Source organism: Streptomyces sp. NPDC056600 (genome assembly GCF_042792855.1).
Classification (GTDB): Bacteria; Actinomycetota; Actinomycetes; order Streptomycetales; family Streptomycetaceae; genus Streptomyces.
In genome coordinates this window covers 1-12170 of the sequence record NZ_JBHTVQ010000001.1, presented here as the reverse complement: position 1 = coordinate 12170, position 12170 = coordinate 1, and the positions used below count along the sequence as shown (strand labels likewise).

The window sequence follows — 12170 nt, the reverse complement described above, 5'->3', positions numbered from 1 at the left end:
CGGACAGGCCTCAGGCCAGGCTCTCCACCAGCTCGGCCACGCTCTTGCGGCGGCCGGTGTAGAAGGGGATCTCCTCGCGGACGTGCAGCCGCGCCTTGGAGGCCCGCAGGTGGCGCATCAGGTCGACGATCCGGTGCAGGTCGTTGGCCTCGAAGGCGAGCAGCCACTCGTAGTCGCCCAGCGCGAACGAGGCGACCGTGTTGGCGCGGACGTCCGCGAAGCCGCGGGCCATCTTGCCGTGCTCGGCGAGCATCGCCCGGCGCTCCTCGTCGGGGAGCACGTACCACTCGTAGGAGCGGACGAAGGGGTAGACGCAGACGTAGTCGCGGGCCTCCTCGTCGGCGAGGAAGGCCGGGATGTGCGAGCGGTTGAACTCGGCCGGACGGTGCAGGGCCATGTTCGACCAGACCGGGTCGAGCGCGCGGCCCAGCCGGGTGCGGCGGAAGAGGTTGTAGGCCTCCTGCAGCTGGTCGGCGGTCTCGGCGTGCCACCAGATCATGACGTCGGCGTCGGCGCGCAGGCCGGAGAGGTCGTAGGTGCCGCGGATCGTGACGTCCTTGGCGGCGAGCTGGTCGAACAGCTCCTGGACCTCGTCGGCGTAGCCGGACCGGTCCTCGGGGAGCACGTCCTTCAGCTTGAAGACGGACCACAGCGTGTAGCGGATGACCTCGTTGAGGTCCTTCGCCTTCTTGCCGATGTTGGGGATCTTGGCGGGAGCTTCGTCACTCATGACCTTATTCTCACTCTCCGGTTCCGAGGCCGAGCACCGGGTCGGTGCTCAGTGCGTCGACGGCGGCGTACGCGCTCGCGATGGTGGCGGGCACCCCGACGCCGTCGTAGGCGGCGCCGCAGACGGCGAGGCCGGGGACGGCCGCGACGTGTTCCCGGATCCGGGCGACCCGGGTGTGGTGACCCACCGGATACTGTGGCAGGCCGTCGTCCCACCGGGTGACCGTGGTCGCGACCGGCTCGGCGGTCAGCCCGGTGGCCTCGTGCAGATCATGCCGTGAGACCTCGACGAGTTCTTGGTCCGAACGGCCCAGGATCGCGGTGTCCTGGTACCTGCCGACCGAGGTGCGCACGACCAGCACGCCGGGGTCCTCGTCGGCGATCCAGCCCCACTTGCGGGAGGCGAAGGTGGACGCCTTGATGGTGCGGCCGTCCACCGGCGGCACCAGGAAGCCGCTGCCCTCGGGCAGCTGGGCGTCGGCCTCGGCGCGGCGGAAGGCGAGGCTGATCAGCGCCATCGACGCGTACTCGACGCCGTCCAGCTCGACGGCGGCCCGGGGCGCGACCTCGCGCAGCACCGAGGCGGCGGCCGCCGCGGGGGCGGCGACCACGACGGCGTCGGCCCGCAGCGGGCGGTCCCCGGCGAGGGCGTGCCAGCCGTCGGCGTCCCGGCGCAGGCCGGTGACGGGGGCGTTCAGCAGGATCTCGCCGCCGCGCGAGCGCACGGCGTCGGCCACCGCGAGCGGGAGCCGGCCGACACCGCCGGCGATCCCGGCGAAGACCGGTCCGGTGGTCGGGTTGGCCGCGGTCTTCTCCTGGAGGGCGCGCACACCCTCGGTCAACGAGGTGTGGGTGCGGGCCACTTCGAACAGCTGGGGCACGGCGGCCCGCATCGAGATCTGGTAGGCGTCGCCCGCGTAGACCCCGCCGAGCAGCGGCTCGATCAGGCGGTCCACGACCTCGCGGCCCAGCCGCTCGGCCACGTACCGCCCGACGGCGACGTCCTCGCCGACCTCGGTGCGGGGCAGCTCGGCGTCCTGTGCGACGCGGCGCAGGCCCTCCTCGGAGAGCACCCCGGCGAGGGCGTCGGCGGTGCCGGGCACGCCCATCACGTGGCCCTTGGGCATCGGGCGCAGCGCGCCGCGGGTCCACAGGGCCGCGGTGGCGGTGGCCGGAGGCTGGAGGTCGTCGGCGAGGCCGGCCTCCCTCGCGAGCTCCACGGCCTCGGGGCGGCGGGCGAGGAGCGACTCGGCGCCGAGGTCGACGCGGACGCCGGCGATCTCGCCCGGCAGCAGCTTGCCGCCGACGCGGTCCGAGGCCTCGGCCACGGTCACCGTGGCGCCGCGCAGCAGCAGCCGGTGGGCGGCGGCCAGGCCGGCGACACCGGCTCCGACGACGAGGACGTGCGGGGAACGGCCCAAGCCGTGGTGGGTACCGGTTGCCATGGGTCCACTCTCTCAAACCACCCTTTTCACCCGGTGTCCGGCCCCGCCCATCCGGTGTCCGGCCTCGCCCATCCGTGTCCGGCCGCCCTGCCGTTCGGAGACCGGACCGTGACCGCATCGCGACCTGCGGGGGCAAACGCGGCGGGCCGCTCCGGCGTCGAAGGAGCGACAGCACAGGCCGAGCAGCATGTTCGTATCGGGGGGACCCATGGTCCGCAGGACAAGAATTCCGGCAGCGATCCTCCTCGCCGCCTCGCTCGCCCTCGCCGGTTGCGCGGGGCGCGGGGGCGACGACGCCTCCATGAAGTCCGACGCCAAGTCGCAGGTGCGCGGCGCGGACGGCCCCCGGGCGGCCGACGCGGGAGCCTTCGACACCTCGGGCAAGGGCGGCGACGGAAGCAAGGGCGGCGGGAGCGAGGACTCCGGCCCGGCGCTGGAGACCTCGCACATCATCCGCACCGCCCAGCTCTCGGTCCGCGTCAAGGACGTGCCCGACGCCCTGGCGGAGGTCCGGTCGGTCGCCGAGACGGCAGGCGGCTTCGTGGCGCGGGAGGAGTCCGACACGTACGCGGGGTCCGGCCGCATCGACAGCACCGAGGTCGTGCTGCGCGTCCCGTCGGAGAAGTACGACGAGGTCATGCGGGACCTCAAGGGCACGGGCCGGGTCACCTACCGCTCCTCGAAGGCCGAGGACGTCACCGACCAGGTCGTCGACGTGGAGAGCCGGGTGAAGTCGCAGCGGGCCGCCGTCGACCGGCTGCGCAAGCTGATGGACGACGCGGCCGAGCTGGAGGACGTCGTCCTCCTGGAGGGCGAACTCTCCTCCCGGCAGGCCGAGCTGGACTCGCTGCTGGCCCGTCAGGCGTCGCTGAAGGACCGGACCTCGCTGGCGACCGTCACCCTGAGCCTCTTCGACAGCGACCGCGCCGAGGACGAGGACGGGGAGGACAAGGACCCCGGTGTCCTGGACGCTCTCGAGGGCGGCTGGGACGCCTTCGTCACCACCCTGTACTGGATCGTCCTGGTCGTCGGCGCGGTCCTGCCGTTCGCCGTGGTGCTGGGCGCCCTGCTGTGGCTGTGGCTGCGCCTGCGCCGTCGCTCGCGCGCCGCGGCCGGCTCCGAGGGCGCCGCCGACGGGAACGCCGCGGCGGGCGACACCGCGGCCGAGGCGCCGGCCGAGGGCGACGACTCCACCGCCGAGGAGACCGACACGCACGGCGCGCACCGGCCCTGAACCGGACGGGCGACGCCTTCGGGCCCGCCCCCTGCGACCCCGGTCCCGACCACGGCGCTAGCGTGGGCCCCATGAGCAGCGGCGCGAGGCGGGACCGGGAACGACTGGTGGTCATCGGCGGCGACGCGGCGGGCATGTCCGCCGCGTCGCAGGCACGCCGGATGAAGGACCCCGAGGAGCTGGAGATCGTCGCCTTCGAGCGGGGCCACTTCTCGTCCTACTCGGCCTGCGGCATCCCCTACTGGGTGGGCGGGGCGGTCTCCGATCCCGAGCAGCTGATCGCCCGCTCGCCCGACGAGCACCGCGCCCGCGGCATCGACCTGCGGATGCGCACCGAGGTCACCGAACTCGACGTCGACGGCGGCCGGGTCCGCGCCCGTGACCTGGAGAGCGGCGAGGAGTCCTGGACCTCCTACGACAAGCTGGTGATCGCCACCGGCGCCACCCCGGTGCGGCCCCCGCTGCCCGGCATCGAACTGCCGGGCGTGCACGGCGTGCAGACCCTGGACGACGGCCAGGCGCTGATCGACTCCCTGGAGCGGGCCGGCGGGCGGCGCGCGGTGGTGGTGGGCGCCGGTTACATCGGCGTCGAGATGGCCGAGGCGCTGATCAACCACGGCTTCGAGGTCACGGTGGTCAACCGCGGCGAGGAGCCGATGTCCACCCTCGATGCGGACATGGGCCGCAAGGTGCGCACCGCCATGGAGGGCCTGGGCATCACCATGGCGAACGGGACGGACGTCACCGCCGTCCTCGCCGGCGAGGACGGCCGCGCCCGCGCCGTGCGGGCCGGGGACCGGGAGTTCCCGGCGGACGTGGTGGTGCTGGGCATCGGCGTCCGACCGGAGACCACCCTCGCGCGGGCCGCCGGTCTCCCGCTCGGGGTGAGCGGCGGCCTCCTCACCGACCTGGGCATGCGGGTGCGCGGGCACCGGAACATCTGGGCCGGCGGGGACTGCGTGGAGGTGCTCAACCTGGTCTCCGGCCAGCAGCAGCACGTGGCCCTGGGCACGCACGCCAACAAGCACGGCCAGGTGATCGGCGCCAACGCCGGCGGCGGCTACGCCACCTTCCCGGGCGTGGTGGGCACGGCCGTCAGCAAGGTGTGCGACCTGGAGATCGCCCGCACCGGCCTGCGGGAGAAGGACGCGCTGCGGGCCGGGATGCGCTTCCACGCCGTCACGATCGAGTCGACCAGCCGGGCCGGCTACTACCCGGGCGCCTCGCCGATGACCGTGAAGATGCTGGCCGAGGTGCGTACCGGGAAGCTGCTCGGCGTGCAGATCGTGGGCCGTGAGGGCGCCGCCAAGCGGGTGGACGTGGCGGCGGTGGCGCTGACCGCCGGGATGACGGTGGAGCAGATGACGGCCCTGGACCTGGGGTACGCGCCGCCGTTCTCCCCGGTGTGGGACCCGGTGCTGGTGGCGGCCCGCAAGGCGGCCGCGGCGGTGCGGGCGCACCACGTCTGAACCGCGGGACGGCGGGCACCCCTGATCCCGTGGTGATCCCGGTGCACGACCTCAACCCGGCGCGACGCACCCCGTGGGTGCTGTACGCGCTGATCGTCGCGAACGTCGTCGTCTTCCTGCTGACGCCCGGCACCCTCGGGTCGCTCACCGGGAACGTGCCGCTGGCCGACCTGTGCCGTCTGGAGGCGTTCCTGGACCGGTTCGCGGCCGTCCCCCAGGAGCTGATCCACCACCGGCTGCCGCGTCTGGTGCCGACGGGCGAGACCGGCTTCGGCCCGGAGGGCGCGGGCTGCGTGGTGCGGTCTCCGGGGTACGAGAAGTCGCCCGAGCTCAGCGTGCTGTCCGCGATGTTCCTGCACGGCGGCTGGCTGCACCTGCTGGGCAACATGCTGTTCCTGTGGATCTTCGGCGACAACGTCGAGGACCGCATGGGGCACTGGCGGTTCGCCCTGTTCTACCTGGTCTGCGGCTACGCGGCGTCCTACGCCTACTCCCTGCTGAACGCGGCCTCCACCACTCCGCTGATCGGCGCCTCCGGGGCCGTGGCCGGGGTCCTCGGGGCCTATCTGGTGCTCTACCCCCGCGCCCGGGTCTGGGTCCTGGTGCCGTTCCTCGTCTTCCTCCCGCTCCGGCTTCCCGCCTGGGTAGTCCTGGGCGCCTGGTTCGCCCTGCAGGCCGTGTACTCCTCCGGCGGCGGCGTCGCGGGCGCCGGCACCGTCGCCTACCTCGCCCATGTGGCGGGCTTCCTCGTCGGCATGCTGGTGGCCCTGCCGCTGCGGCCCGGCACCACGCAGCCGCCGGAACCGCCGCGGATCGCGTTCGGGCGGCAGGCCCGGCGGACCTGGTGACCACCGCGATCGCGGTGCCCGCGGTGCCCACCGCCCCGGGCGTCTGGACCGCCGCGCCCGGCCCCACGCCCGGCCACGGGGTGGGCGAACCGCGGCCGGGCGTGGACCGGGTCAGGCGGCGGTCGCGGCGCGGGTGACGGCGGCCAGTTCGGCGCGCAGGGCGGCGAAGCGGGGGTCGCCGCGCAGGGCGGCCGCGTCCGTGGTGGTCCCGCGCGGGAGCGGCACCGTCATCTCGCCCACGATCCGCCCCGGCCCGGCCGCCATCACCAGGACCCGCGAGCCGAGCAGCACCGCCTCCTCCGCGGAGTGCGTCACGAACAGGACGGTCGTGCCGGTGCTCGCGGCCAGGGTCCGCAGCTCCTCCTGGAGCCGCTCCCGGGTGAAGGCGTCCAGGGCGGCGAACGGCTCGTCCATCAGCAGGATCTGCGGCTCGGTGGCCAGCGCGCGGGCGATGGCGACACGCTGCTGCTGGCCGCCGGACAGTTCCCAGGTGCGCCGCCCCGCCATGCCGGCCAGCCCGACCAGCGACAGCAACTCCGCCACCCTGACGGGCCGTTCGGCGCGTGCGACGCCCTTGCGGGCGAGCGCGAAGGAGAGGTTGCCGCCCACCGTGCGCCAGGGGAACAGGCGTGGCGTCTGGAAGACCACGCCGGTCGCACGACGGACCTCCACCGTGCCTGCCGCCGGCCGCTCCAGGCCCGCGACCAGCCGCAGCAGCGTGGTCTTGCCGCAGCCGGAAGGGCCGACCAGGACCACGAACTCCCCCGGCCGCACGGTGAGGGAGGCGTCGGCGACGGCGGTGACCGCACTCCTCGGGGTGCCGTAGCGGACGGTGACGTCGCGCAGGCGGATGTCGGGCTCAGCCGGTGACACGGGCCAGCTCCTCGACCGCGAGGGCCTGCTCGAAGACGGAGCGGGCGGGAACCGCGTCGACGGCCTTCTGCGCCTTCAGGAACCGGGCGGCGTCGTGGAGGCTGCCGGCCAGTGCGCCCGGGGCTCCGGGCGCGCCGAGGTGGTCGGCTCCCGCCTGCTCCTCGGCGGTGAGCAGCACCAGCTGGCCGAGCTGCTCCTTCGCCTCCGCCGGTTCCAGGTTGAGCTCGGCGCCGATGGCGGCGGCCGCCTCGTCGGGGCTCTTCCTGGCGAGCTCCACGGCCTGGTCCTCCGCCTTCAGCCAGGCGTCCACGACGTCGGGGTGCTTCTCGGCGAAGGTCTCGGTGACGATGCCGAGGTCGGCGGTGGGCTTGCCCTGTGCGGCGATCTCGCGGCTGGTGACGAGGACGGTGCCGTCCTTCTCGAGCTCGGAGAGGGTGGGCGTCCACACGTAGGCGGCGTCGATGTCCCCGCGCTGCCAGGCGGCGAGGGCGTCCTGCGGCTGGAGGTCGACCAGCTTCACGTCGGACTGCTCCAGTCCGGCCTCCTCCAGCGCGGCGAGCAGGGAGTAGTGGGTGGTCGACCCGAAGGGGGCGGCCACCTTCCTGCCCTTGAGTTCCTTGACGGACCCGATGCCCTTCCGGGCGACGAGGGCCTCGTTGTCACCGATCACGTCGTGGATCCACACGACCTTGTACGGAATGTTCAGCGGCTGCGACAGGCCCTTGGCGACGGCGCTGGATCCGGCCAGGCCGAGGTCCACGGATCCGGCGATCACCGCGGTGTTGACGTCGGCGCCGGAGTCGAACTTCACCCACTTCACGTCGGCGTCGGGGAGCGCCTTCTCCAGCAGCTTCCGGTTCTTCACCACGAGGTCGGCGTTGGGTATCGCCTGGTAGGCGATGCGCACCTGGGTCCTTCCGGCGTCGCCGGCGCCGTCGCCGCCGTCGGCGCCCGTTCCGCAGGCGGTCGCGGCGAGAGCGGTCAGCACCGTGGCGGAGGCGAGGAGGAGGGTGCGGCGGGCGAACGGGGCCATGACGGTTCCTTCGTACGAGGCGGCGCGGAAGAGCGCCGCGGGGCGGGACTCGGGGGTGGGGCGGGACTCGGAGGTGGGGTGGGAGGCGGGCGGCGGCCCGGGGCGGGCGCTCACCGGCGGCCTCGCCAGGGGACCGTCAGCCGCTCCAGGCCGCGGAAGGCGGCGTCCAGGACGATTCCGGAGAGGCCGATGGCGATGATCCCGGCGATGACGACATCCGTCTGGTTGTAGCGCTGGGCGTCGCGGATCATGCCGCCGATGCCGGGCACGCCGTTGACGGTCTCGGCGGCGACGACCGAGGTGTAGGCGACGCCGAGGGCGATCCGCACGCCGGTGAGGATCTCGGGGAGCGCGGCCGGCAGGCGCACCGACAGCAGCAGCGTCACGGGGCCCGAGCCGAGGGTCCGGGCCGCCTCGACCAGGTCGCCCGGCACGCCGCGGACCGCCGCCGCGGTCGCCGCCGCGATCGGCGGCAGCGCGGCGACGACGAGCAGCCAGATCTTCGGGGACTCGTCGATGCCGAACCAGATGACCAGCAGCGACAGGTACGCCAGTGGCGGCAGTGTCCGCAGGAAGGTGACCGCGGGTTCCAGCACCACGGCGACCGGCTTGACCACGCCGATCAGCAGGCCGAGCGGGATGCCGACGAGGGCCGCGTAGCCGGTGCCGACGCCGATCCGGCGCAGCGACACCGCCAGGTGTTCGGCGAGCAGGTACCCGCTGTGGCCGCGGACGCCGTCGTGCACGGTGGACGCCTCGACGAACGCGCTCCACACCTCGGCCGGGGAGGGCACGAGGACGCGCGGCCACACCCCCGCCGCGACGACCGCCTGCCAGGCGGCGAGGAGGACCGCGAGGGCGACCAGCCGCAGGGCGGTCCAGCGCAGGACCGCGGGGCGACGCCGCCGCGCGGGCGGCTCGTCGGCGGGCGGCGCCACCGGCGGGGTCTCCTCGACGAGAGTCATCGGGCGGCCTCGGTGAGGGCGCGGAGCCGGGGGGCGACCTCTTCGCCCACCCGGAGGGCCTCCTCCAGGTGGGGGTAGCCGGAGAGGACGAACTCGTCGACGCCCAGTTCGCGGTACTCGAAGAGGCGCCGGGCCACCTCGTCGTGCGAGCCGACCAGGGCGGTGCCCGCGCCCTCGCGGACCAGTCCGATGCCCGCCCACAGGTTGGGCGCGACGGTCAGGTTCTCGGCCGTGCCGCCGTGCAGGGCCGTCATGCGGGCCTGGCCGGTGGAGTCCATGCGGGCGAAGCGTTCCTGGGTGGCGCGGATCGCCTCGGGGTCGAGGCGGCCGAGGATGCGGTCGGCCTCCGCCCATGCCTCGGCGGCCGTGTCGCGGGTGATCACGTGCAGCCGCAGCCCGAACCGCACGGTCCGGCCGGCGGCGGCCGCCTTGCCGCGGAGCCGCTCGACGCGCTCGGCGACGGCGGCCGGGGGCTCGCCCCACAGCAGCTGGACGTCGGCCTGGCGGGCGGCGACGTCCTCGGCGGCCGGGGACGCGCCGCCGAAGTAGAGGGGCACCGGGGCGGCCAGGGTGGGGTTCTCCAGCCGGGCTCCGCTCACCCGCACGTGGTCGCCGTGGTGGTCGACCGGCTTGCCGGCCAGCAACTCCCGGATCACCTGCATGAGTTCGCCGGTGCGGGCGTAGCGCTCGTCCTTGGGCAGGTGGTCGCCGTACGCCCGCTGCTCGGCCGGGTCGCCGCCGGTGACCACGTTCAGCGCGATCCGGTCCCCGAACAACCGTCGAAAGGTGTCGGCCTGTTGGGCGAGCAGGGTGGGGCCGGTCAGGCCGGCCCGGAAGGCGACGAGGAAGCCGATCCGTTCGGTGACCGCGGCGACGGCCGGCGTCAGCACCCAGGGATCCACGCAGCCCAGACCCACCGGGGTGAGAAGTTTGTCGAAGCCGGCCCGCTCGGCGGCCCTGGCCACCTGGGCCAGGTACCCCAGGTCGGCGGGGCGGCGGGTGGCGGTCCGGGAACGGGCCTGGACGGCGGTGACGCCGCCGGGATCACGGCCGTCGCCGCCGGTCGGCAGGAACCAGTGCAGGACGGGGGCAGGGCGCACGGGCATGGCGAAGCACCTCTGTGAGGGAAGGGGTGAGCGCGCGACGCCGGGAGGGCGACGCACGAGGAGGAGGTGGCGCGCGAGGGCGCGCCGTCACCGCGGGGCGGCGGAACGGGAAAGGGCGCGTGCCGGGCGGGGAGGGCGCCTCAGCACGTCACGGACGTGCGCGCGGTCAGCTGCGGACGGCGCGGCACGGGAGGTCGGCCCGACACAGCATCCCGGCGACACGCAGAAGGTCCACGTGGCGGCGGGTGACGAGGAAGGGGGCCATGGGCGCATTGTGTATCCACCGGGGGCGCGCTTCAAGCCCGTGTCCGCCATCCGGAATTAGGTCTCACGCACCGGACGCCCTCATCCTGATCCGCCACCCCCTCGCCCGGCGGGTCCGCGCGCCACGGACAATGGGCCCATGCGCATCTCTGCCAGGGCGGACTACGCGGTACGGGCCGCACTGCAGCTCGCCGCCTCGCGGGACGACGGCCCGGTGACGGCCGAAGCCATCGCCGAGGCCCAGGACATCCCGCACAAGTTCCTCGAGGGCATCCTCAACGACATGCGCCGGGGCGGCCTGGTGACGAGCCGGCGCGGCGGCAACGGCGGCTACCGCCTCGCCCGGCCCGCCGGATCCGTCAGCGTCGCCGACGTCATCCGCGTCGTGGACGGCCCCCTGGTCTCGGTACGGGGGGTGCGCCCGCCTGACCTCGCCTACACCGGCCCCGCCACCTCACTGCTCCCGCTGTGGATCGCCCTACGGGCCAACGTGCGCGAGATCCTGGACGGCGTGTCGCTCGCCGACCTCGCGGCGTCGCAACTACCCGAGCAGGTAACGGAGTTGGCGGACCGCCCGGACGCCTGGACGAACCCCTGACCGGACCGGCGCATTCCGCCTGATCCCATCATCCGAGAAGCCTCTGTCCGGAATCTGAAACACATCTTGGTCCGCGGCCGGGTTTCTGCCACGATCCCCAGCATTCAGGTAGGAAAGACCGGGAAACGAAGTGAGGGGTGTCATGCGTCCGTTCGACCGCGCCACCCTGTCGTCCCTCCTCCTGACCTCGCGCCGGCACGTCGACCTCGGCCGCACCTCGAGCGCCATCTGTCGCTCCGTCTGAGCCGCCGCCCCGTCCCGCCGCCCCGGCGGTCCGGCCCGCGGGACGGCGACGCCCCGTGCCGCGCACCGGGCGTCCGCACCACCCGTGCATCCTCCTCCGCCCTCCGGCGCCTGACGGCCCTTCGGTCGTCGACGGGCTCCGGCGGACGGGACAACGGCGTACCCACCGGGTTCCGCCATGCCTTCTCGCGTTCCACGCGTTCCAGCCCTTCCTCGAGAGGACACCTCCGTGTCTGCCGTCAGACCGCTCAGCGCCCTGCGCACCCTCGCCGCCCTCACCGCTCTCCCCCTCCTGCTCACCGCTTGCGGCTACGGTTCCGACGCCGCCGACGACAGCAAGGAGACCAAGGTCTCGGCGGACGCGAAGAAGCTCTCCGCCGACGAGGTGAAGATCGGCTACTTCCCGAACCTCACCCACGCGACGGCCCTGGTCGGCGTCCAGGAGGGCCTGCTCCAGAAGGAGCTCGGCGGCACCACGATCAAGGCGTCCACCTTCAACGCCGGCCCCTCCGAGATCGAGGCGCTCAACGCCGGATCGATCGACATCGGCTGGATCGGCCCCTCCCCCTCCATCAACGGCTTCAGCAAGTCGGACGGCAAGAGCCTGCGCATCATCAGCGGCTCGGCCTCCGGCGGCGTGAAGCTGGTCGTCAACCCGGACAAGATCAAGACCCTGGACGACGTCAAGGGCAAGAAGATCGCCACCCCCCAGCTGGGCAACACCCAGGACGTGGCGTTCCTCAACTGGATCGCCGAGCAGGGCTGGAAGGTGAACGCCGAGAGCGGCAAGGGCGACGTCTCGGTCTTCCGCACCGACAACAAGATCACCCCGGACGCCTACAAGTCCGGTTCCATCGACGGCGCCTGGGTGCCCGAGCCGACCGCGTCCAAGCTGGTCGCCGAGGGCGGCAAGGTGCTGCTCGACGAGTCCGACCTGTGGCCGGACAAGAAGTTCGTCATCACCAACATCATCGTGTCGCAGAAGTTCCTGAAGGAGCACCCCGACGTCGTCGAGGCGGTGCTGCGCGGCTCGGTGAAGACCAACGCGTGGATCAACGCCAACCCCGACGAGGCCAAGGCCTCCGCCAACGCCGCGCTGAAGGAGCTGACGGGCAAGGACCTCCCGGCGGAGGTCCTGGACCCGGCGTGGAAGTCCGTCGCCTTCCTCGACGACCCGCTGGCCGCCACGCTCGACGCGCAGGCGCAGCACGCGGTGAAGGCCGGCCTGCTGGAGAAGCCGACCCTGAAGGGAATCTACGATCTCGCCCCGCTGAACAAGGTCCTCAAGGCCGAGGGCAAGGACGCGGTCGACGACGCCGGTCTCGGCGTCCAGTAGGAACGACCGGCCCCCTCGGGTCGGGCC

The 12170-nt window shown here is 73.5% G+C and carries 13 protein-coding genes; 6 read left to right on the top strand and 7 right to left on the bottom strand.

The window, feature by feature from the left end:
- Positions 1 to 10 precede the first annotated feature (10 nt).
- Both hemQ and hemG read right to left on the bottom strand, forming a co-directional pair.
- Positions 11 to 730: a hydrogen peroxide-dependent heme synthase gene (hemQ, locus tag ACFRAV_RS00065; RefSeq protein WP_351116384.1), complete on the bottom strand. Its 720-nt coding sequence runs from the start codon at positions 728 to 730 to the stop codon at positions 11 to 13.
- Between the two features lie 10 nt (positions 731 to 740).
- The gene (gene hemG / locus ACFRAV_RS00060) at positions 741 to 2174 is read right to left on the bottom strand and encodes a protoporphyrinogen oxidase (RefSeq protein WP_382549816.1); all 1434 of its coding nucleotides are present in this window, start codon (positions 2172 to 2174) and stop codon (positions 741 to 743) included.
- Positions 2175 to 2361: 187 nt separating this feature from the next.
- On the opposite strand from hemG, the gene ACFRAV_RS00055 reads away from it, so the two are divergent.
- The 3 genes from ACFRAV_RS00055 (at position 2362) to ACFRAV_RS00045 (ending at position 5725) form a co-directional block, all read left to right on the top strand.
- Complete coding sequence (locus ACFRAV_RS00055; RefSeq protein WP_382549814.1) at positions 2362 to 3408, top strand: DUF4349 domain-containing protein; 1047 nt, start codon at positions 2362 to 2364, stop codon at positions 3406 to 3408.
- Positions 3409 to 3479: 71 nt separating this feature from the next.
- Entirely contained in the window at positions 3480 to 4877 is a 1398-nt protein-coding gene (locus tag ACFRAV_RS00050; protein ID WP_382549812.1) for an FAD-dependent oxidoreductase, read from the top strand.
- Positions 4878 to 4906: 29 nt separating this feature from the next.
- Complete coding sequence (locus ACFRAV_RS00045) at positions 4907 to 5725, top strand: rhomboid family intramembrane serine protease (protein ID WP_382549810.1); 819 nt, start codon at positions 4907 to 4909, stop codon at positions 5723 to 5725.
- 111 nt (positions 5726 to 5836) lie between these two features.
- On the opposite strand, the gene ACFRAV_RS00040 is transcribed toward ACFRAV_RS00045, so the two are convergent.
- The 5 genes from ACFRAV_RS00040 to ACFRAV_RS00020 form a co-directional block, all read right to left on the bottom strand.
- Positions 5837 to 6598: an ABC transporter ATP-binding protein gene (locus ACFRAV_RS00040; RefSeq protein ID WP_382549808.1), complete on the bottom strand. Its 762-nt coding sequence runs from the start codon at positions 6596 to 6598 to the stop codon at positions 5837 to 5839.
- A complete protein-coding gene (locus ACFRAV_RS00035) occupies positions 6585 to 7631 on the bottom strand; it encodes an ABC transporter substrate-binding protein (protein WP_382550263.1) in 1047 nt (348 codons plus the stop codon). The genes ACFRAV_RS00040 and ACFRAV_RS00035 overlap by 14 nt, the downstream gene beginning before the upstream one ends.
- Before the next feature lie 110 nt (positions 7632 to 7741).
- Entirely contained in the window at positions 7742 to 8596 is an 855-nt protein-coding gene (locus tag ACFRAV_RS00030) for an ABC transporter permease (protein WP_382549806.1), read from the bottom strand.
- Complete coding sequence (locus ACFRAV_RS00025) at positions 8593 to 9702, bottom strand: LLM class flavin-dependent oxidoreductase (protein WP_382549804.1); 1110 nt, start codon at positions 9700 to 9702, stop codon at positions 8593 to 8595. Before ACFRAV_RS00025 ends, ACFRAV_RS00030 begins: the two co-directional genes overlap by 4 nt.
- Before the next feature lie 166 nt (positions 9703 to 9868).
- Complete coding sequence (locus tag ACFRAV_RS00020) at positions 9869 to 9967, bottom strand: putative leader peptide (protein ID WP_351116371.1); 99 nt, start codon at positions 9965 to 9967, stop codon at positions 9869 to 9871.
- Between the two features lie 138 nt (positions 9968 to 10105).
- Here ACFRAV_RS00020 and ACFRAV_RS00015 point away from each other — a divergent pair, with 138 nt between their 5' ends.
- The 3 genes from ACFRAV_RS00015 to ACFRAV_RS00005 all read left to right on the top strand — a co-directional run bounded on the left by ACFRAV_RS00015 (position 10106) and on the right by ACFRAV_RS00005 (position 12143).
- The gene (locus ACFRAV_RS00015; RefSeq protein WP_382549801.1) at positions 10106 to 10564 is read left to right on the top strand and encodes an RrF2 family transcriptional regulator; all 459 of its coding nucleotides are present in this window, start codon (positions 10106 to 10108) and stop codon (positions 10562 to 10564) included.
- Positions 10565 to 10706: 142 nt separating this feature from the next.
- The gene (locus ACFRAV_RS00010) at positions 10707 to 10808 is read left to right on the top strand and encodes a putative leader peptide (RefSeq protein WP_351116369.1); all 102 of its coding nucleotides are present in this window, start codon (positions 10707 to 10709) and stop codon (positions 10806 to 10808) included.
- Between the two features lie 228 nt (positions 10809 to 11036).
- On the top strand, positions 11037 to 12143 hold the full coding sequence (locus ACFRAV_RS00005; protein ID WP_382549798.1) for an ABC transporter substrate-binding protein: 1107 nt from the start codon (positions 11037 to 11039) through the stop codon (positions 12141 to 12143).
- Positions 12144 to 12170 lie beyond the last annotated feature (27 nt).